This window comes from Flavobacterium rhizosphaerae (genome assembly GCF_046000445.1).
GTDB classification, from domain to species: Bacteria; Bacteroidota; Bacteroidia; order Flavobacteriales; family Flavobacteriaceae; genus Flavobacterium; species Flavobacterium rhizosphaerae.
The window spans coordinates 103131-124640 of the sequence record NZ_JBELPZ010000008.1 but is presented as its reverse complement, the minus strand read 5'-3'; the positions used below and the strand labels follow the sequence as shown (position 1 = coordinate 124640).

General features: G+C 39.2%; 20 protein-coding genes. 17 read left to right on the top strand and 3 right to left on the bottom strand.

Translation table 11 applies throughout. The features are described 5' to 3' along the window. The 16 genes from ABS766_RS09520 to ABS766_RS09445 all read left to right on the top strand — a co-directional run bounded on the left by ABS766_RS09520 (position 1) and on the right by ABS766_RS09445 (position 16776). A complete protein-coding gene (locus ABS766_RS09520; RefSeq protein WP_408084912.1) occupies positions 1–258 on the top strand; it encodes a phosphopantetheine-binding protein in 258 nt (85 codons plus the stop codon). Positions 259–264: 6 nt separating this feature from the next. After that, positions 265–1464: a beta-ketoacyl-[acyl-carrier-protein] synthase family protein gene (locus ABS766_RS09515; RefSeq protein ID WP_408084911.1), complete on the top strand. Its 1200-nt coding sequence runs from the start codon at positions 265–267 to the stop codon at positions 1462–1464. After that, the gene (locus ABS766_RS09510; RefSeq protein ID WP_408084910.1) at positions 1464–2525 is read left to right on the top strand and encodes a beta-ketoacyl synthase N-terminal-like domain-containing protein; all 1062 of its coding nucleotides are present in this window, start codon (positions 1464–1466) and stop codon (positions 2523–2525) included. Before ABS766_RS09515 ends, ABS766_RS09510 begins: the two co-directional genes overlap by 1 nt. Continuing rightward, entirely contained in the window at positions 2519–3295 is a 777-nt protein-coding gene (locus ABS766_RS09505) for a polysaccharide deacetylase family protein (protein ID WP_408084909.1), read from the top strand. Before ABS766_RS09510 ends, ABS766_RS09505 begins: the two co-directional genes overlap by 7 nt. Then, a complete protein-coding gene (locus ABS766_RS09500; protein ID WP_408084908.1) occupies positions 3285–3917 on the top strand; it encodes an outer membrane lipoprotein carrier protein LolA in 633 nt (210 codons plus the stop codon). The genes ABS766_RS09505 and ABS766_RS09500 overlap by 11 nt, the downstream gene beginning before the upstream one ends. Beyond that, on the top strand, positions 3883–4518 hold the full coding sequence (locus tag ABS766_RS09495; RefSeq protein WP_408084907.1) for a hypothetical protein: 636 nt from the start codon (positions 3883–3885) through the stop codon (positions 4516–4518). The genes ABS766_RS09500 and ABS766_RS09495 overlap by 35 nt, the downstream gene beginning before the upstream one ends. A gap of 12 nt (positions 4519–4530) precedes the next feature. After that, positions 4531–5145, top strand: coding sequence for an outer membrane beta-barrel protein (locus ABS766_RS09490; RefSeq protein ID WP_408084906.1), 615 nt, complete (start codon positions 4531–4533; stop codon positions 5143–5145). 25 nt (positions 5146–5170) lie between these two features. Next, positions 5171–5773, top strand: coding sequence for an outer membrane beta-barrel protein (locus tag ABS766_RS09485; protein WP_408084905.1), 603 nt, complete (start codon positions 5171–5173; stop codon positions 5771–5773). Positions 5774–5798: 25 nt separating this feature from the next. Beyond that, complete coding sequence (locus ABS766_RS09480) at positions 5799–6425, top strand: porin family protein (RefSeq protein WP_408084904.1); 627 nt, start codon at positions 5799–5801, stop codon at positions 6423–6425. 18 nt (positions 6426–6443) lie between these two features. Continuing rightward, on the top strand, positions 6444–6815 hold the full coding sequence (locus ABS766_RS09475; protein WP_408084903.1) for a 3-hydroxyacyl-ACP dehydratase: 372 nt from the start codon (positions 6444–6446) through the stop codon (positions 6813–6815). A gap of 48 nt (positions 6816–6863) precedes the next feature. Beyond that, a complete protein-coding gene (locus tag ABS766_RS09470) occupies positions 6864–7343 on the top strand; it encodes a hypothetical protein (protein ID WP_408084902.1) in 480 nt (159 codons plus the stop codon). Positions 7344–7431: 88 nt separating this feature from the next. Next, a complete protein-coding gene (locus ABS766_RS09465) occupies positions 7432–8613 on the top strand; it encodes a DUF2062 domain-containing protein (RefSeq protein ID WP_408084901.1) in 1182 nt (393 codons plus the stop codon). Then, complete coding sequence (locus tag ABS766_RS09460) at positions 8606–12292, top strand: 1-acyl-sn-glycerol-3-phosphate acyltransferase (RefSeq protein ID WP_408084900.1); 3687 nt, start codon at positions 8606–8608, stop codon at positions 12290–12292. Before ABS766_RS09465 ends, ABS766_RS09460 begins: the two co-directional genes overlap by 8 nt. Then, entirely contained in the window at positions 12285–13811 is a 1527-nt protein-coding gene (locus tag ABS766_RS09455) for a phytoene desaturase family protein (RefSeq protein ID WP_408084899.1), read from the top strand. The genes ABS766_RS09460 and ABS766_RS09455 overlap by 8 nt, the downstream gene beginning before the upstream one ends. Beyond that, positions 13811–15487 (top strand): C45 family autoproteolytic acyltransferase/hydolase, encoded by a 1677-nt coding sequence (locus ABS766_RS09450; RefSeq protein WP_408084898.1) that lies wholly within the window; start codon positions 13811–13813, stop codon positions 15485–15487. Before ABS766_RS09455 ends, ABS766_RS09450 begins: the two co-directional genes overlap by 1 nt. Continuing rightward, positions 15484–16776 (top strand): phenylacetate--CoA ligase family protein, encoded by a 1293-nt coding sequence (locus ABS766_RS09445; protein ID WP_408084897.1) that lies wholly within the window; start codon positions 15484–15486, stop codon positions 16774–16776. Before ABS766_RS09450 ends, ABS766_RS09445 begins: the two co-directional genes overlap by 4 nt. 80 nt (positions 16777–16856) lie before the next feature. Here the strand turns inward: ABS766_RS09445 and ABS766_RS09440 are convergent, their stop codons facing one another. The 3 genes from ABS766_RS09440 to ABS766_RS09430 form a co-directional block, all read right to left on the bottom strand. Next, complete coding sequence (locus ABS766_RS09440; RefSeq protein WP_408084896.1) at positions 16857–17060, bottom strand: hypothetical protein; 204 nt, start codon at positions 17058–17060, stop codon at positions 16857–16859. 211 nt (positions 17061–17271) lie between these two features. Further along, the gene (locus ABS766_RS09435; protein WP_408084895.1) at positions 17272–19407 is read right to left on the bottom strand and encodes a S46 family peptidase; all 2136 of its coding nucleotides are present in this window, start codon (positions 19405–19407) and stop codon (positions 17272–17274) included. Between the two features lie 408 nt (positions 19408–19815). After that, positions 19816–20691 carry an AraC family transcriptional regulator gene (locus tag ABS766_RS09430; protein WP_408084894.1) on the bottom strand — a complete coding sequence of 292 codons (876 nt, stop codon included), beginning with the start codon at positions 20689–20691 and terminating at the stop codon, positions 19816–19818. Between the two features lie 182 nt (positions 20692–20873). Here ABS766_RS09430 and ABS766_RS09425 point away from each other — a divergent pair, with 182 nt between their 5' ends. Continuing rightward, a complete protein-coding gene (locus tag ABS766_RS09425) occupies positions 20874–21473 on the top strand; it encodes a hypothetical protein (protein WP_408084893.1) in 600 nt (199 codons plus the stop codon). Positions 21474–21510 lie beyond the last annotated feature (37 nt).

Here is a 21510-nt window from a genome sequence, read left to right as displayed (position 1 = left end):
ATGGAAGCATTAAAGCAGGAACTTAAGGAAAAGATTGTTTCAGTATTAAATTTTGAGGACGTAAAGCCGGAAGACATTGAGAGCAGCGATGCGCTTTTTGGCGATGGCCTTGGCCTTGATTCTATTGATGCGCTGGAACTTATTGTAATGCTTGATAAAGATTATGGGATAAAATTATCAGACCCTAAAGAGGGCAAGGCCATATTCCAGTCTATAGATACTATGGCAGCTTATATATCTGAACACCGCACAAAATAACAAAACATGGGTACAGGGGTAGCTATTACCGGTATGGGAATTATTTCTTCTATAGGCGATACTGTTGAAGAAAATTATAATGCACTGGTACAGGGAAAAACCGGCATAGCTGATATTGAATATATAGCCACTGTACACAGGCATGCCATTAAGGTAGGCGAAATAAAAAAAACAAATAAACAACTGGAAGAAATTCTGGGCCTTGCGCCAGATAACAATTTTACTCGTACGGGCATGCTTGGGGTATATGCCGCAAAACAGGCGGTTGCCAATGCCGGTATAACCGATATTAACGCCCATAGTACCGGGTTAATATCCTCTACCAGTGTGGGCGGTATGGATATGACCGAGCGTTATTTTTATGAGTATGCTGAAAACCAAGAGAGCCGCCGTTATATCGGTTCACATGATGCGGGAGATTCTACCCACAAAATAGCAGAGCAGCTGGGTTTAAAAGGTGGGCTGGTAACTACTATAAGCACCGCATGCTCTTCGGCTGCCAATTCAATAATGATGGGGGCACGGCTTATAAAAGCCGGAAAGCTGGACAGGGTAATAGTAGGCGGGGCAGATGCACTGTCTAAATTTACCATTAACGGTTTTAAAACACTGATGATACTTAGCGATACCTACAATACCCCTTTTGATAACAACCGTAAGGGGCTCAATTTGGGTGAAGCCGCTGCCTTTCTGGTTTTGGAGAGTGATGCCATGGTAAAAAAGTATAATAAAACGGTACTGGCATACCTTTCAGGCTATGGCAATGCCAATGATGCATACCACCAGACGGCTTCTTCAGAAAATGGAGACGGCGCCTTTCTGGCCACCGAAAAGGCGCTTAAAGTAGCCGGGGTAAATCCCTCAGAGGTAAGTTATATTAATGCCCACGGTACCGCCACGCCTAATAATGACCTTTCTGAAGGCAGGGCGTTACTACGTGTTTTTGGGCAAAATACGCCCGATTTTAGTTCTACAAAACCTTTTACAGGCCATACTCTTGCTGCAGCAGCGGCTATAGAGGCGGTATATAGCATATTGGCATTGCAGCACAATGTTATATTCCCCAACCTTAACTTTACTACTCCTATGGAGGAGTTTAACCTTATTCCGCAAACTGTTTTAAAACAGAAACAAATAAATCATGTGTTGTCCAATTCCTTCGGGTTTGGGGGTAATTGTTCGGCACTGCTGTTTTCTAAAAGCTAATGAAAAAATGTTATATAAATGGGGCTTCCTGCATTTCGGCACAAAAAACCTTTGATGCCGATTTTCTGGAACATGCTGTTGTAAATGATAACGAGAATGTGCTTACTGTGCAGGAGCCTGATTATAAAGAATTTATTTCCCCTTCAGCCGGTAGGCGTATGGCTAAAGGGGTAAAAAACGGCATAGCTGCTTCATCAAGGGCGCTTGCAGAGGCCGGTATTGAAACCCCCGAAGGTATAATAACCGGCACAGGAATGGGGTGTAGCATCGATTCAGAAAAGTTTCTGACGGCAGTATTAGATAATAAAGAACAGTTTCTTACACCAACCTCTTTTATACAATCTACACACAATACCGTGGCGGCACAAATTGCTCTTGGCCTGCAATGCAGGTCATATAATTTTACCTATGTAAATGGTGCGGTATCTTTTGAATCATCATTAATTGACGGACTTTTACAGATACAGGAAGGCGAAGCGGCTAACATTCTTACAGGTTGTGTGGAAGAAACAGCACAAAGCACAGTTAATTTTTTAAAGTTAAACGGTGTAATAAAACCTGATGGTGAAGCGCCGTATACTGTACTTAATTCTGAATCTAAAGGAATTGTAATGTCAGAAGGAGCGGCATTTTTTGTGCTGTCAGACACTCAGTCTCAAAGTACCTATGCCGAATTAAAGGATGTTTCAATATACAATGTGCTCACTAAAAATGAAGTAGCTGAAAAGCTTTTGTTTTTTTTACAGCAAAATAACCTGACAATTACTGATGTTGATGCTGTGGTATTGGGCTATAATGGAGATGCAGCTTATGATGGTTATTACGCCCCTATAGCAGAGTTATTGCCGGATGCGGCACAGCTTTATTATAAACACCTTAGCGGTGAGTTTAACACCGCTTCTTCATTCGGGTTATGGGCTGCTGCCAAAATACTAAAAACACAACAGGTGCCACAGGTAGTAAAGGCCAATACGGTATCAAAAAACAGTTACAGCCACATATTGCTTTATAATCAGTATGAAGGGCGTGACCATAGTTTTATTTTACTTTCCAAATGCTGAAGCACAGAATAAATACCTTTTTTTTATTTTTTGCACTGCTGTTGCTGGCCGGCCTTTCTTTTTGGGTAGTTGTGCCATTCTGGGTTTTTGTACTTCCGGTATTGCTATGGCTAATAATTGCCGTAGCCGGTTCATCTGTAATAACACTAAACTATCACATAAAAGCCTATTGCGGTAATCCTGATGTTACCGCCAATACCATATCCCTTACTTTTGATGACGGCCCCACGCCCGAAACGCTTAAAGTGTTACAGCTCCTTAAAAAATATAATGCAGCCGCTACTTTTTTTTGTATTGGCACCCAAGTAGAAAAACACCCTGAAATTTTAAAAAAAATAATTGAAGAAGGCCATACGGTAGGTAACCACACCTACAGCCACGCTGCAAAAATGGGTTTTTTTAGTGCAGAAAAAGTAAAACAAGAACTACAACATGCTAATAAGGCTATATATAATGCCATAAGTAAACAAGCCCTGCTATTTCGCCCGCCGTTTGGGGTTACCAATCCTAACATTGCAAAAGCACTTAAAGCCACAGGGCACACCGTAATTGGCTGGAATAACCGTTCGCTGGATGCTGTAATTCCGGATGAAGACACAATTTTTAACAGGGTAACGCAACGTTTGGCTCCCGGGTGCATCATATTATTACATGATACCTCACAAAAAACAGTAAATGTTTTGGAACGATTATTGGTATTTTTACAGCAAAATAATTATAAATCGGTTACAGTAGACCAGCTACTTAATATACCTGCCTATGAAGAATAATACGCTTTATGTGTTTTTACTGACCCTTATTGCATTTACAGCGCACGCACAGGAACAAAAAATGACTGCTGCAGAAATAACCGCCTTTAAAAGTGCTGTTAATACAACCGCCAAAACCACCAAAACCCTTACTACAGATTTTGTGCAGTACAAACACATGGATTTTCTTTCTAATGATATAGAAACTTCCGGCAAAATGAAGTTTAAGGCGCCAAACAGGCTACTGTGGCAATATGTAAAGCCCTATCAGTATAGTGTGGTGTTTAAAGACAATAAAATTGTTATAAATGATGCCGGTAAAAAAAGTGCTATGGATTTGAGTAGCAGCAAAATGTTTGATAAGCTCAACAAACTTATTGTAGGCAGTGTAAGCGGCAATATGTTTGATGAAAATGAATTTGACATTTCTTTTTTTAAAAACAGCACACACAATATTACCAGGCTGGTACCCAAAGATGCAGCCTTAAAAAAATACATAAAGCAGATGGAACTGTATTTTGATAAAAAAGGTAATATGGTGGAAGAAGTAAAAATGACAGAGCCTTCGGGCGATTATACCAGGATTGTTTTTAAAAATAAAGCTGCCAATGTACCGGTTCCCGATTCTGTTTTTAATAATTAGCGCCTGCACAGCGTTATTGTTTACATCATGCGCCGTACAAACCGTTAAAGGGTATGATGCGGTACCCACTGCTATACAGCAATATCATGCTACTTATTTTTCAGATCCGGAAACAGATTATGTGTATAAGGCACATATTTCGGTTTACGGAAAAGATTTTGGGGGTATTTTCATCGTAAAAAAAATAAATGATACTACACACCGCATAGCCTTTACTACTGAGTTTGGCAACAAACTGTTTGACTTTGAAATTACTGATGACAGCTTTAAGGTAAACTTTATTTTAGAAGAATTCGACCGTAAAATTGTGGTAAACACCCTCAAAAAAGATTTTATGCTATTGCTGAAAATGAATCATGAAGTCATGGCGCAATATGAAAATTCTAAAACCACCGTTTACAAATCAAAAGACGAAAAACGCTATAACTACCTTTTTACAGATAAGGCAACCGGTAGTTTAAAAAAACTGGTAAATGCCACTAAGTCAAAAGAAAAAACGGTGATTACATATACACCCGAAAGTGAAAAGCTTGCTGATAGTATTATAATAGACCATAAAAACATAAAACTCAGGATAGCACTTGAATATATAAACAATTAACCATCACACACTATGAAAAAAGCGCTTTTTATCTTTTTGCTGCTTGCGGGCTTTACAGCTGTTGCGCAGGTAAGGGTTATGCCGGGTATCAGGGCCGGGGCCAGTATTTCTACCTTAACCCAGACAGACCTTGATTATAAAACCGATTTTTATGTAGGTACGTTTGCCGCCATAAAGCTTAGCCGGTTTTACGTATTGCAGCCGGAGGTAAACTATTCCAGGCAGGGCGCTTCGGGCAGGCAATATTACAATTACTATTATTATGATGGGAATTACTCAGGCGATGGCCATATAGACGATATGTCGTTACAGTACCTTTCATTCAGCATTATAAACAGGTTTACATTAAGTGACAGGATAGATGTACATGTAGGGCCAACACTTGATTTTTTACTTAATAACACCTACCAGAGTATAGATACCGATGCCGATACAGGCATTACAGCGGGTATAGGGTATACGCTGCCTTTTGGCCTTACTATAGAGGCAAGGGTAAAAAAAGGTTTTGTTGATATACTTACAGATTATTATGATGGGCAGGGAAATTATTATGATGACTATAATACTAATTTTTCGTTTCAGGTAGGGGTTTCGTATAATTTTACGGTAAGTGGCAGGAAAAATTAATTAACCAATTAAATATAGTAATGCTATGAAAAACCTTCTTACACTTTTATTAATTTGTTTTTCCTTTGCAGCACAGGCACAGGTTACCTTAAAACCGGGCATAAGGGCGGGGGTAAACTTTTCTAACCTTTCCGGGTCTGATTTTAACACTAAAACCGATTTTTATGCCGGTGGGTTTATGGCTGTAAAACTAAGCCGTTTTTATACCATGCAGCCCGAGATAAACTACAGCAGGCAGGGAGCCATAGGGCAAACAGCTGTTTTTGATAATTCTCAGCTGGTATACAGGATAAAAGATGTAGACCTTGATATAAATTATCTTTCGTTTGGGATAATTAACCGCTTTACATTTAAGGGGTTTGATGTGCATCTGGGCCCTACTATCGATTTTGTAACCTCTACCAATGCAGACACTAACTCTGATGTCGATTTTGATTTTACAGCAGGGTTAGGCTATACATTCCCAATGGGTATTACGGTTGAAGGCAGGGTAAAAACCGGTTTAATTGATGTTTTAGAATCAAGTACTTATAACCATTCCTATTCTGATATAGACCATTATAATGCCAACTTAGTATTTCAGTTAGGGCTTTCCTATAGTTTTTCTGCAAAAGGGAGATCAAAATAAAACAATAACCAAATAATTACACACCATGAAAAAATTAATTGTAATCGCTTTTCTTAGTTTTGCCTTTTTTAAGGCCGGGGCACAGATAACAGTAACACCCGGCGTAAGGGCGGGGTTGAACCTTAGTACTTTTACCAATTTTCCTGATTCCCAAACCCGAACTGATTTTTATGCCGGTGGGTTTGTAGGTATTAAATTTGTTAAGTTTTATACACTCCAGCCTGAAATTACCTATTCAAGACAGGGAACAAAATATAATTATGACTCTTCCCTATATTTACCGGAACCCGGGTATGAATATCATGAAACGCAGGAAGACCTGCAGATACAATATCTTTCATTCGCTTTGATAAATAAATTTACATTTAAGGGTTTTGCGGTAATGGTAGGGCCTTCAATAGATTTTAAAGTAGGCGATAATTTTGAAGAGTTATCCGATGAATTAGAGGGCTTTGATCTTACCCTTCAGGGCGGTTTAGGGTATGAATTTGGTTTTGGTATGGGTATAGAGGCCCGTTACAAAATTGGCCTTGTTGATATTTTTGGTAATAATTTTAATGGATGGGATGATGACGATGATTATTATAATGATGATATTGACGACGTGAGACTAAACAGTGTAGTACAGATAGGTTTAACCTACTCATTTTAATAATAAATAAATTTTTAAATGCTGCTAAAAGATTTTTACAAACTAAAATCGCTGGATAAAACTGCTGAAGGCAAATATACCGCCTGCATAACTATTAATGCCGCGCACGATGTGTTTAAAGGCCATTTTCCTGGCAACCCGGTTACTCCCGGCGTGTGTATGATGCAGATAATAAAAGAACTTACACAACAGGTAGCCAACACGCCGCTTACCATGAAAAGCGCTTCTAACGTTAAGTTTATGGCACTTATAAATCCCGAGGTTACCCCAGAGCTTAAACTGGAGCTGGAAATAGCCGGGTTGGATGGCGAAGAAATTAAGGTTAAAAACACAACCTGCTTTAATGACACGGTTGCGTTAAAATTAAGTTGTAATTACAGCAGAAATTAGGATTTCTATCGGCTATTTTCCAATTTTAATTTCACTAAACTACAACCTATGAAATTAGTGTTTTTATTTCTTTCAGCCTTTTGTATTGTAAAGGCAGACCTTGCTACAGTAAGGCAGGTTTATATTAGCGCTTCTACATCTGAAGATGCTGCCGCCAAGCTGTATGATATGGTAAAAGATGCAGACGGGGGCAATGCTACTATAACCGCCTATAAGGCGGCAGCGCTTACTTTAAAAGCAAAGTATACAAAGCCTTTGTTTGATAAAAAGAAATATTTTACCGAAGGGGCAAAACTGCTGGAAAGTACTATTGAAAAAGACCCGGATAATTACGAAGCGAGGCTGATACGCCTTAATATTCAGGAAAATGCCCCAAAGATTACCGGATACTTTCGTGATGTTGATGAAGATAAAGCATTTTTAGTAAAACATTTTGATAGCCAGTCACAGGACTTAAAAGAGTTTACCCGCAATTTTGTAAAAATATCATCTTCTTTTACTGAGGAAGAAAAAGCAGCGTTCAATTAAATTTCATAGTTTTTTCTCAGGCAACTTCTTTTTTGCCTGAGAAAAAATTAAAAGTATCTTTGGGTGCTCAAAAAAGTATCCCATTATAATGGACACGCTGCCACAATTTTATAATATAATAAACCAGCTCAACTGCTGTGTTATTATACCTACTTATAATAACAGCAAAACCTTAAAAAGGGTTATTGATGGCGTGTTGCAGTATACCGGCAATATTATTATTGTAAATGACGGCGCTACAGATAATACCCCACACATACTTGCACAATACACCAACCTTACGGTACTTACCCAGCCGCAAAATAAGGGCAAGGGTAAGGCCTTGCGCTATGGGTTTAAAGCAGCAATACAGGCTGGGTATGATTATGCTATAACCATAGATTCTGACGGGCAGCATTTCCCTGATGACATACCTGTATTTATTAATGCACTGCAAGAACAGGGCGAAGTATTGCTTATCGGCAGCCGCAATATGGAACAGGAAGGCGTGCCTAAAAAAAGCAGTTTTGGTAATAAATTCTCCAATTTCTGGTTTTGGTTTGAAACCGGCATAAAACTTACCGATACCCAGTCAGGCTTCAGGCTATATCCCTTAAAAAAAATACCAAAAAAGTATTATACCCCAAAATTTGAATTTGAAATAGAGGTTATAGTACGCACCGCATGGAAAGGTGTTCCGGTAAAAAATGTACCTGTAAAAGTACTGTATGATATGGATGAACGTGTATCGCACTTTCGCCCGTTCATGGATTTTACCCGGATAAGCATTTTAAACACAGTGCTGGTAATTATTAGCCTTTTATATATAAAGCCAAGAAACTTTATATTGAGTTATAAAAAAAAAAGCCTTAAGCAGTTTTTTCTTGAAAATGTAGTAGAAAGCGGCGACAGTGTAATGAAAAAATCGCTCTCGGTTTCCCTTGGTGTTTTTATAGGTATAGCGCCTATCTGGGGGCTGCAAACCGCTATGGTACTCTTGCTGGCCTATTTGCTAAAACTCAATAAACTCATAGCATTTACATTCTCTCATATCAGCATTCCGCCCATGATTCCAGTAATTGTATACTTATCATTACTAATGGGGTCTCTTTTTGTAACCGATGCTACTGTAGATAAAGATTTATCTTTTGCCGAGGCCGTGGGCCAGCATCTTTTTCAGTACATTGCGGGTAGTATTTTGCTGGCAGTTTTAGCAGCATTTGTTTTTGGGGTAACTAGTTTTTTGCTGCTTACGGCCCTGCATAAAAATAAAATACGCAAAAATGCATAAACTATTTATAACCATACATTTTTTTGTAACAAGAAATAAAATACTATCGTTGCTGCTGGCACTGGTTTTTTTAGGGTTATGTGGTTTTTTTGCTTCTAAAATCAGGTTTGAAGAAGATATTACCAAACTCATTCCTAAAAATAAAAAATCTGAAGAAGCAACCCGCGTTTTAAACCAGCTTAATTTTTCTGATAAAATTACGGTTATTATTAATGCCGAAGGCGATACCGCACCTGCAGGGCTTGCCGGTGCGGCTACTGTTTTTTTGGATAGCCTGCAGCAGTGTAAAAAATATGTAAGCAGTATACAGGGCAAAGTTGACGATGAAAACATACAGGAGGCCATAAGTTTTGTAAATAATAACCTGCCCCTGTTTCTTGATGATGCCGATTATACAAAGCTGCAACAGCAATTAAACAAGGATAGCATTGCCAATACAGTACAGGCCAATTTCAGGTCAATTATCTCACCTTCAGGCCTGGTTACCAAAGATTTTATATTGCGCGATCCGTTTGGTATTTCTTTTACGGGGTTAAAAAAATTACAGCAATTGGGTGTAGGGGGCGATTTTGAATTGCAGGATGGTTTTGTGGTTACTAAAGATGGTAAACGACTACTACTGTTTATTAATACCGTATACCCCGGTAGCGAAACCGAAAAAAACACGGTTTTTGTCAATAAGCTCAACCAGATTAAAGACCACTTAAACAGTCAGTACAGCGGTACAGCAAATGTAGAATATTTTGGCTCTGCAGTAATAGCCGTAGCCAATGCCACACAAATTAAGAGCGATGTACATGTTACTATTACTATTACCATGACGTTGCTGGTACTTATTTTTATGTTTTATTATAAAAAAATATATGTACCAATTATTGTGTTTTTACCCACAGCTTTTGGAGTGCTGTTTTCAATAGCGTTTCTTTATTTCTTACGGGGTACCATATCGGCAATTTCATTGGGCATAGGTTCTATATTAGTTGGCGTAACTATAGATTATTCATTGCACATACTTACACATTTTAAACATAATAGCGATGTAAGGGCACTGTATAAAGATATTGCCAAGCCACTTATAATGAGCAGTAGTACTACAGCCATAGCCTTTTTATGTCTGCTGTTTGTTAATTCTGATGCGTTAAAAGACCTGGGTATTTTTGCTGCTGGCAGCGTTATTGTTACCTCGGTGTTTGCCTTACTGCTTATGCCGCACCTCTATAAGCCAACAGAGAAAAAGAAGAAATCTAAAAAAGGACATACCGTGCTGGACAGGGTTGCCGCTTTCTCTTTTCATAAAAGCAAACCGCTTATAGGGTTTAGTATTATACTCATTGTAGTAAGCCTGTTTACCTTCAGGAATGTGGTTTTTGATAATGACCTTTCTCAGCTCAATTATGTGCCGGATGATGTTAAACATGCAGAAAAGCACCTGGAAGAGTCTACCAGCCTGGCATCAAAGTCACTCTATATTGCCTCTTATGGAAACTCCGCCGAAGAGGTAATGTCAAACAATACCCGTTTGGCGCATGAGCTGGCCAAAGATAAAGCTGCCGGCAAGCTGCTGCAGTATAGTTCAATTGGCGGCATAGTGCTTTCACAGCAAGACCAGCAAAGCAAAATTAACCGCTGGAACACTTTCTGGACCCCGCAACGAAAACAAAAGGTAAAATCTGCCCTTATTAACGAAGGGGCTAAGCTGGGTTTTAAACAAAATGCCTACCAGCTGTTTTATGATACATTTGATAAAGAGTTTCATACCATAAGCATTGATGACTATATGGCGGTAAAAACCCTGTACCTTGATGAGTTTATTAGTAAAAAAGATGGCTTTTATACTATAGCATCTATTGTAAGGGTTTCCGGTACCCAGAGGGATGGCATAGTAAAAGAACTTTCGGCAAGCCCAAAAACTATGGTTATAGACCGCCAGCAGTTAAACGAAACTTTTTTAGGAGGGCTTAAAACCGATTTTAATACCCTTGTAAATTATTCTTTTATAGCGGTGTTGCTTATACTGTTTGTTTTCTTCCGCCGTATAGAGCTTGTACTGGTAAGCTGCATCCCTATAATAATAACTGGTATTGTTACTACAGGTATTATGAGCATTTTTGGCATACGGCTTAATATTTTCAGCTCTATAGTATGCACCCTTATTTTGGGTTATGGGGTAGATTTCAGTATTTTTATGACCAGCGCCCTGCAAAAAGAATACACTTTTGGCCGTAAAGAAATGGCTTCTTACCGTACCTCAATAATTCTTGCAGTACTTACAACGGTGCTGGGTATAGGCGCACTAATTTTTGCCGGGCACCCGGCGCTTAAATCCATTTCATCAGTATCGCTTATCGGTATTTTCTCAGCAGTAGCCATAACATTTATCTTTTATCCCCTTATATTTCGTTTTTTCCTTACAAAACGCACCAAAAAAGGTAAGGCTCCACTGGAGCTGCGCACCATGCTGCACTCCATACTTTCATTTATTTACTATGGCCTGGGCGGTTTCCTGCTGTCTGTATTCAGCCTTGTGTTTATCAACATACTTCCGGTAAAAAGAAAACGAAAAATGCAGGCTTTCAGGTATGCCATGTCAAAGTTTATGAAATCGGTATTGTATACTAACCCTTTTGTAAAAAAGAGGGTAATAAATCCACATAACGAAAAATTTGAAAAACCGGCGGTAATTATAGCCAACCATTCTTCTTTTCTGGACATACTTGCCATAGGTATGCTCAGCCCTAAAATTATTTACTTGGTAAGTGACTGGGTATATAATTCGCCCGTATTTGGTATAGGGGTTAAGCTGGCAGGCTTTTATCCGGTATCAAAAGGCCTGGAAGGCGGTGTAGAGCATTTGAGGGAAAAAGTAGCACAGGGCTATTCACTTGTCATCTTCCCCGAAGGAACCCGATCGGTAAGCAACCATATTAACCGTTTTCATAAAGGCGCATTTTACCTGGCACAAGAGTTTGGGCTGGATATTATACCGGTAGTCATCCACGGTAATTCAGAAGTATTGCCAAAAGGCGATTTTATATTGAATGACGGTAGTATTACGCTGAAAATTTTACCGCGCATTACTCCGCAGGATGAAACGTTTGGCAAAGGATATACTGAACGGACAAAAAAAACCGGAACATATTTTAAAGAGCAGTTTAGGCTGATGCGCCGGGAAATTGAAGGCCCGGAATATTTTAAGCGCATGATACTGTATAGCTTTGCGTATAAAGACCCTGAAATTGTGCAGGCTGTTAAGCAGGGGCTGCACAAAAATTTAGATGTGTATTACAGGCTCAACCCTTTTATAGAGCCTAAGGGGAGTGTGTTACATATAGCAGATGATTACGGCGAAACAGCTGTATTATTAGCGCTTCAGGAGCCACAAAGAAAAATTTACACGTATATTGCAGACCCTGACAAATATGATGTGGCTAAAACCAGCTATATTAACAAAAAGCGGGATATTTATTACCTGAGTCACCCGCAGGATATGCAAGCTGTGCATTGTACCACTATTGTGGTGGCATATGAAAAAGGTATTGAGCTGTTAAAAGAGTTGCCTGAAAAAGCAGAAAAACTTATTTTGGTTACTACTAACAATGCAGCTATGCCTTATGAAGGTTTTACAACAGAGCACCGTGAAGAAGGTTTTATGGTATTAAGAAGAAAAGAACGTGGATAAAAAGTATGATGTTGTAATTATTGGCAGTGGCCTTGGGGGCCTTGTTTCTTCTATAATCCTTGCAAAGGAAGGATACAAAGTATGCGTATTAGAAAAAAACAACCAGTTTGGGGGCAACCTGCAAACATTTGTAAGAGATAAAACCATTTTTGATACCGGCATACATTATATTGGCGGTTTAGAAAAAGGGCAGAACCTGTATAATTACTTTAAATATATAGGTATAATGGATGAGCTGCGCCTTAAAAAAATGGATGAAGACGCGTATGATGTTATTTCATTTGATGATGATGACCGCGAGTACCCACATGCACAGGGCTATGATAATTTTGTAAAACAACTCACCACTTATTTTCCGGACGAGGAAGAAAACCTTAAAGAATATTGCCGTAAGCTGCAGGAAACCTGCAGTTCATTTCCACTATACAATTTAGAGAATAATGTTGAAGGTTATGATACCAAAATACTTTCAGAGAACGCCAAAGAGTATTTTGATAAGCTTACCAATAATAAAAAATTAAGGGCTGTGCTGGCAGGCTCTAACTTTTTATATGCAGGTATAGAAGATAAATCGCCTTTTTATGTGCATGCCCTATCAGTAAACTCATACATGCAGAGTTCATGGAGGTGCATAAACGGAGGTAGCCAGATTACCAAACAGCTTATAAAGCAATTAAAAAAATACGGTGGGGAAACCTATAAGTATAAAGAAGTGGTTGGTTTTGGATTTAATGGCGATAACGAACTTATTTCTGCAAAAACGAAAGACGGTGACGAATATTTTGCCGATATTTTTATTTCCAATATTGAGCCAAAAACCACGTTAAAGATGATAGGGGAAGATAAGTTCCGCAAATCGTTCTTTAACCGTATACAAAATCTGGAAGTGGTGGGTTCGGCATTTAGCCTGTACCTTGTTTTTAAACCCGAAACCTTTAAATACCTTAACCACAATTACTATCATTTTAAAGATAGCACACGGGTATGGAATGCTATGGAGTGCACACCCCAAACCTGGCCCGAAGGCTATATGGCTTCCATGAACGTATCGCCCAACCAGGGCGAATGGGCAGAAAGCATGACGCTCATTACCTTTATGGATTTTAATGATGTAAAACAATGGGCAGATACCCATAACACAACAGCAGAAAAAGAAGACCGGGGCGCCGCCTACGAAGAGTTTAAGAAACAAAGGACAGAACAGTTTCTTAAAGAAGTAGAAAAAAAGTTTCCGGGTATCAGGGATTGTATACAATCGGTACATACATCAACACCACTTTCTTACCGTGATTATATTGGCGGGCAGTATGGCAATTTATACGGCTATGTAAAAGACTCTAACAACCCCATGAAAACGTTTATATCGCCAAAAACCAAACTTAAAAACCTTTACCTTACCGGGCAAAGTATAAATATGCACGGGGTGTTGGGGGTAACTATTGGTGCTGTGGTAACCTGTTCAGAAATTTTGGGCAAAGAGTACCTTATCAACAAAATAAATAACGAGCTCAATTTGTAATGCACAAACGGTTATACATACTGTTATGGCTTGGCGCAGCTTTGCAGCTGGTAGCCTGCGGTACGTATAAATCGGTGCACAATAAACCCATTTTAGAGGGCTATAATGCCACACCTCCTGTAGTGGTACAATATTCTGATACCTCATTTTCATATAAAAATAATTTTCTGGTAAAAAACCGCCAACAGCTCTGGGAGTTGTATGTAGAGGGCGATGCGTTGCAGCGTGGCCTTATTAACGGCGCGCTAACGCAGGATCTCATAAAAAAGCAGGAAGGCTCTTTTGTGAAAAAGGTAGATGAACTGGTACCCTCTAAATTTAAACAGGCTCTACTAAGGCAGTTTTTAAAATGGTATAACAGAAAGCTGTACTTAAACGTCCCCGAAGAATATAAAACAGAAATTTACGGTATATCCCGCTATTCCTCCCATGAGTTTGATAATATAGCCCCGCCATATTTGCGCAGCCTGTACCTGCACGGCGCGCATGATATAGGCCATGCCCTGAGCGATCTGGCATTGGTTGGCTGTACTTCTTTTGCTGTTTGGGATGATAAATCTGAAGACGGATTGCTGCTGCTGGCCCGTAATCTTGATTTTTATGCCGGCGATGAGTTTGCCGAAAACAAACTGGTATCTTTTGTAAAGCCCGAAAAAGGGTATCCGTTCATGTCAGTATCCTGGGCAGGTATGATAGGCACACTGTCTGGTATGAACCTGCAGGGGCTTACGGTAACCATTAATGCAGGCAAATCAGACATTCCCCTTGTGGCAAAAACACCTATTTCGCTTTTGACAAGGGAAATATTGCAATATGCCAAAAATATAGACGAAGCCGTTGCCATTGCAAAAAAGCGCAAAGTATTTGTATCTGAAAGTATTATGGTAGGCAGCGCTAATGACCATAAAGCGGTGCTGATAGAAGTGTCGCCTAATAAACTGGATGTATATGATGTGCCCAATACATCACAGCTAATATGTACCAACCATTTTCAGGGCGCCGCTTATAAAGATGACGATAATAACAGGGCCGCCATACGCGACAGCCATTCAGAGTACCGTTTTGAACGGATGACGCAGTTATTAGATCAAAATGATAAAATTAACCCGGTAAAGGCTGCCACCATAATGCGGAGTACTACAGGGCTTAACGGTATAGCCCTGGGTTATGGTAATGAAAAAGCCATTAATCAGTTACTAGCGCACCATTCGGTTATTTTTAAGCCGGAACAAAGGCTGGTATGGGTGGCTTCTTCACCATATATGCTTGGTGCTTATGTAGCGTATGACCTTAATGAGATTTTTAAAGGCCAGGATACCGGAACTACCGGTAAACCTATGGGTATAGATTCATTACTGATACCGGAAGACCCGTTTGTGCACTCTCAAGCCTACTGGGATTATGAAACCTTTCGTAAGCAGGACCGTATTATAGATAGGGGGCTTGAAGACAAAAAAGGCCTTTCTGTTGATTTTATAAAAGAATACCAAGCACTTAACCCTGATTATTGGGTGGTGTACTACAAAGTGGGCCGCTACTATTATGATAAAGGCTACTACACCGCTGCGCGTGAGCAGTTTAAAAAAGCGCTTACAAAAGTAATTACCACGCTCCCGGACAGGGAAGCCACACAAGAATACCTGAATAAAGCAACCCGAAAATCCGGCGGAGAATGACTATCCCTTCTATAGAAACCAAAACGCAAGAGCAAATAAAAATATACCAGGAAACACTCCTGCAGGATACCCTGCATTACGTAGCAGAAAATTCGCCGTTTTACAAAAAGCTTTTTAAACATAACGGTATTGAACCAGCACATATAAAAACTCTTGAAGACCTTGAGCGTATACCGGTTACTACTAAAGAGGATTTACAGGAGTTTAATGATGACTTTTTATGTGTACCCAAAACAAAGATAATAGACTACACCACCACTTCAGGTACATCGGGTAAACCGGTAACCTTTGGGCTTACCGATAAAGACCTTGACCGCCTGGCATATAACGAGGCCATTTCTTTTTTATGCTCTGGTGTTAAAGAGGGCGATGTGGTGCAGTTAATGACAACCATAGACCGTCGCTTTATGGCCGGGCTGGCCTATTTTTTAGGCTTACGCAAACTGGGTGCCGGGGTAATACGCGTAGGTGCCGGGGTGCCGGAACTGCAATGGGATTCCATAGTAAAATTTAAGCCGGCATACTTAATTACAGTACCTTCTTTTTTGCTGAAACTGATAGAATATGCCGAGGCAAATGGTATAGATTATAACGCATGTGGAATAAAAGGTGCGGTATGTATCGGCGAACCCCTGCGTAATCAGGATTTTACGCCTAATACATTGTCAAAAAAAATAACAGAAAAGTGGGATATTAAGCTCTTTTCTACTTATGCCTCTACAGAAATGAGTACTGCCTTTGCCGAATGCGGTTATGGTAGGGGCGGGCATCACCACCCGGAGCTTATTATAACGGAAATACTTGATGAAAATGACCGCCCTGTTGTAAATAGTAGCAGTGGTGAACTTACCATAACCACCCTTGGGGTAGAAGGTATGCCTTTAGTGCGCTTTAAAACCGGCGATATAGTTCAGCTACATGCAGAACCCTGCCCATGCGGGCGCACTACTTTGCGGGTTGGCCCAGTAATTGGGCGTAAACAGCAAATGATTAAGTATAAAGGCACAACGCTGTATCCGCCTGCTATGAATGATTTGCTCAATTCTTTTACAGAAATACAAAACCATATTATAGAAATTACTACCAATAACCTTGGTACCGATGAAATATTGATAAAAGTGGGTGTGGCAGACCCCACAGATAATTTGCTAAACCAGATTAAAGATCATTTCAGGGCTAAACTAAGGGTTACACCTAAAATAGAGTTTGTTGCCCCGCAGGAATTAAACCGTATAATGTTTACTCCTATGAGCCGTAAACCGGTTAATTTTATTGACAGGCGGGTGTAGGTGAGAAGTAAATAAATAATATATATAAAACAAAAAAGCCCCGCGTGGCGGAGCTTTATGTCTTTTGAGTCTGAAGCTAATTACTCAACAACTGTAGTCTCAGTAGTAGTAACAGTGTCAACAGCAACTGTGTCAACATCTTGAGTCATCGGCTCTTCTACTTCAGGAGCTACAACAGTGTCAACATTTTCAGTCTCTACTTCTTCAGTTTCTGTTTTCTTGCATGAAGTGAAAGAAACACTTAGCATAGCTACAAGTGCAAGGCTTAAAACAACTTTTTTCATCTTACTAAATTATAAAGGTTAATTATTAATTCGGAGCAAAGATATAAATTTTTCAATACTGCAATATATTTATTAAAAAAAAATTATTGGTGCAATTAGTATTGAAAATCAAAATATTATAAAAACCCTTGTAATTTTTAACATTTTTATATTAAATTAATTTAATGAGGTTGTTTTATTAAAAATGCGATAAAAATAATGCAGTAAAAACTTATTTCCTGATTATTTCCATTTCTTTAACTAAATGCCCCGCTCCTGCATATTTATCAATAATAAACAGCACATAGCGAATGTCTACCATTATGTTGCGGCAAATAGAAGGATCGTAATATACATCACTCATAGTGCCTTCCCATACCCGGTCAAAATTTAAACCTATCAGGTTACCTTTTGCATCTATAGCCGGGCTGCCGGAGTTACCACCCGTAGTATGGTTAGTGCCTATAAAGCATACAGGCATTTTACCTTTTTCGCCATATTGTCCATAATCTTTATTATTATATAGTGTTATTAGTTTTTGTGGAACGTCAAACTCATAATCGCCAGGAACGTATTTCTCAATAACGCCATCAAGGTAAGTAACCGGTTCATAATATACAGCATCTCGTGGCTCATAGCCTTTTACTTTGCCATACGTTACTCTCATAGTACTGTTGGCATCCGGAAATATGCGCGCATCTTTCGGGCTTAATTCCAAAATACCTTTCATGTAGTCGCGCTGTAGTCCGTCTATTTTTAATGTGAGTGCTTCATATTCAGAGGCTATATTTTCATAGTAACTATCAGCCATAGCTTTAATAACCTGGTAGCTCTTATCTGCATTAAGTTTTTCAAATACCTGTGCGGCATCGCCCTCTAAAAGAGATTTTACCCCATTATAAGAGGTTAGCTTAGAGGTGCCATATACCTCTTTAGTAAGTGCGGCATAATCTATACCCTTTAATTGTTGGGGTACAAACTCCTGCGGAGATTTTTCACCATACAGGGCAATTAGCTTTTCAAAAACCTTTTCATCTACATTTTTGTTGTAATCTTTATAGGTTTCTTCAAGTGATGCAATGGTGTTGGCCTTACGGTCAGTAAACGATTGTGCTCCCCTTGACTTATAAATCTGTTCCAGTTGGTATAGCCTGAATCCAACGGTAAGCAGCTCTGTATTTCTAAGGCCTACCTCAATAAAATAGTCACGCGCCAGTTGGTAAGGCTCAATTTCGTTATAGTATTTTTCAAAATCAGTAAACAGATTATTGTATTTATCAAGCTGGCCTGCTTTTTTGGCCTGGATTAAAAAGCCTTTTTCATAGGCTTGTTTTTTTGCAACAGCATCGGTTTTTATAAGCCCTTGTGTTTCGCCAATCCATTTCTTCCAGTAATTGGCTATGCCGGCGTATTTAGAAGCATACTGAATTTTTATTTCTTTATCCTTACGCATAAAGCCGTCTACAATTTTAAGGGCTTCATCCCGCACCTCTATTTTGGCAGGGTTTGTAGCATTTATAAGTTGTGCTACCGCTACCGAAGGCAGATACTCTGTAGTACGGCCCGGAAAACCAAATACCAGTGTAAAATCGTCTTCTTTAACGCCTTTTAGTGAAATAGGAAAATAATGTTTTGGTTTATACGGCACATTATCGGCGCTATATTCCGCAGGGCGGTTGTTTTTATCGGCATAAATGCGAAACATAGAAAAATCTCCTGTATGGCGCGGCCACACCCAGTTATCCGTATCAGATCCGAATTTCCCTATAGATGAAGGCGGTGCACCCACCAGGCGGATGTCTTTAAACGTTTCCGTAACAAAACGCATGTACTGGTTGCCTTCATAAAAAGTACGTATGCTGTTTTCCTGCCAGCTTTCTTTAGGCAGGGTTTTGGTAAGGGTAGCTATGTTTTGCTGTATTTTTTCCTGACGTTGCTTCTCGTCTGTAAGGCTGGTAGTGCCCTCCAGCACTTTATTGGTAACATCTTCAATACTTACTATAAAAGTGGCAACCACACCGGGGTTGGGCAGTTCTTCTTCGCGGGTCATTGCCCAGAAACCGTCTGTCAGGTAATCGTGCTCTACAGTGCTGTGTGCCTGTATTTCGCCATAACCGCAATGGTGGTTAGTAAGCAGCAGGCCTTCCGGCGAAATAACCTCTGAGGTACAGCCACCGTTAAATTGGGGTACGGCATCTTTAAGGCTGGAGTGATTTACATCGTATATATCTTTGGCCGACATTTTCATGCCCAGGCTTTTCATTTCTTTCTCATTCATGCCGTCAAGCAGCGAAGGAATCCACATGCCACCCTGTTGCGCCACAGCCGGCAGGGCTATAAAAAGAAATAATATCCGTAGTAATTTCATAATAAAAGTGTATTTGGGCTGCAAGATACAATTTATAAGAAAACTTATTGTTTGAATTTTCTTCCGAATATCGAAAAATGCGACTTAAAACCACACCACTATATCAGATGATTTCAAACAAATTATGTATGTAAATATGTGGATTTATAGAGGAAGAAAAAACTGCCATCCCGGCGGTAATTGTAATTGCCATAATTTTCACGGTATTAAAACCCAAACTTAACCCCATGCATTTAGCAGTAAAATACAAATAACCTGTGCCGGGAGGCAGTATATTTTTAGTTATTGGTTAAGTAACCAAAACGGAGTTAAAACTACAAAAAATATTTTTGTTATATTAAATGTGTTAATTTTTTTATTGTTTACTGATAAAAGCTAAACCAGCCGCCATACCCAAAGTTTACTATACTACTGCAAATGTGCCTTTAGCTCTTTGCGGTACTGCGAGGCGCTTTTACCGGTAAACTCTTTAAACGATTTATTAAAATGGCTAAAATTATTAAAGCCGCTTTCATAGCATACTTCGGCTATGGGTACCTGTTTTTCTGCCAATAACTTACAGGCATGCACCACACGGTATTCGTTTACAAAATTTACAAATGTTTTATTGGTAACTTTTTTAAAATAGCGGCAAAACGAGGGTACTGTCATACTGGCTTTATGGGCCATATCTTCTAAAGCTATAGGCTCAAGAAAATGATCTTTTATATAATTAAATACCATATTAATACGGTCATTATCCTGTACCTGTGTTTCCAGCGAGAAGCCCTGTGCGTTAAGTATTTTATAATCATCGGCCTCATCCAGTTTGTGGCATACCTCTAACAGTTTCAATAAACGTTCAAACGGCTCCAGGTCTGCCATTTCTTCTACCAGCTGGCCTACTGCTGCTTTGGTTTCCTTACCAAAGGCAATGCCTCCCAGCGCGCGGTCAAAAAGGCCGTTCAGGCTTTTAATTTCGGGCAGGTTCATAAAGGCATCACCCATAAAGCCGGGTTTAATTTGTATAATAACCTCATTGCTGTTGCCTGTAGAAACATCGGTAAAACCACAATGCGGCAGGTTACTGCCTATAAGTATCAGGTCACCATCGGTATAATAAGATACATGGCTGCCTATCTGGCGTTTGCCACTGCCCCCGTTTATAAAAGCCAGTTCAATTTCAGGATGATAATGCCAAAGGTGTGCTTTGAGGTTCATCCCCGGCCTAAACTGGCTGTAGCTGAACGAGCTGCCGAAAGAGGGTTCAACAACCTCATATGCCGCTGTTTTAATTGCTTTCATTTTTTCTGAAATTTTCACTTCAAATATACTTAAAACACATGTAAATTCCCTTTTTTTAACAAAAAAACGTTTTCGAAAAGTTAATATAGCATATATATTGGTAAATATTGTTGTATGTATCTATGGTGTATCATTGTAATTTAGCAGTATAAAAATAGAAACAATTTCAAAAAAGAAATAATATGAAAAATCTAATGAAATTTTGCTTAGCACTTGCCGTATTTTTTACTGTAGCCGCTGCCAATGCAGGTGAGAACTCCTCAATAAGGGTGAAAGAAGGTATGGGTAAAGTAATTAGCTTTACAATGGATGAAGTTGCTAACGTACACGTTGCAATTTATAATGCAGAAGGAAATGAGCTTTTCGCTGAAAACCTGCAAAGTAAAGAGGGTAAAGCAATTAACAGAACATATGACCTTACTGCTTTTCCTGAAGGAACTTATTTTATTGAAACTGAAACCGGTTCTAAAGTACTAAGGCATGAAGTGGTAATAAATTCAGAAAATGCAGTAGTATCTGAAAAAACGTCACAAATTTATAAGCCTGTAGTTACTAAAGATGATAAAGGTATTATTACCTTAAACATATTTAATGCTGAAAAAACACCTGTACAGATCATTATTTATGATGAGAATAATACAGAGCTTTACAACGAAAAAGTAGCTGCCGGAGAAACAAAACTTACAAAAAGGTTTGATGTAAGTAAAATCAACGCTAAGAACTTCACGCTGGTAACAAAGTACAATAACAAATTGTTTACTGAAGCTGTTGCTGCGAGATAAAATGTTAAAATTAAGGTTTGGTTATGAAATGGGCGGT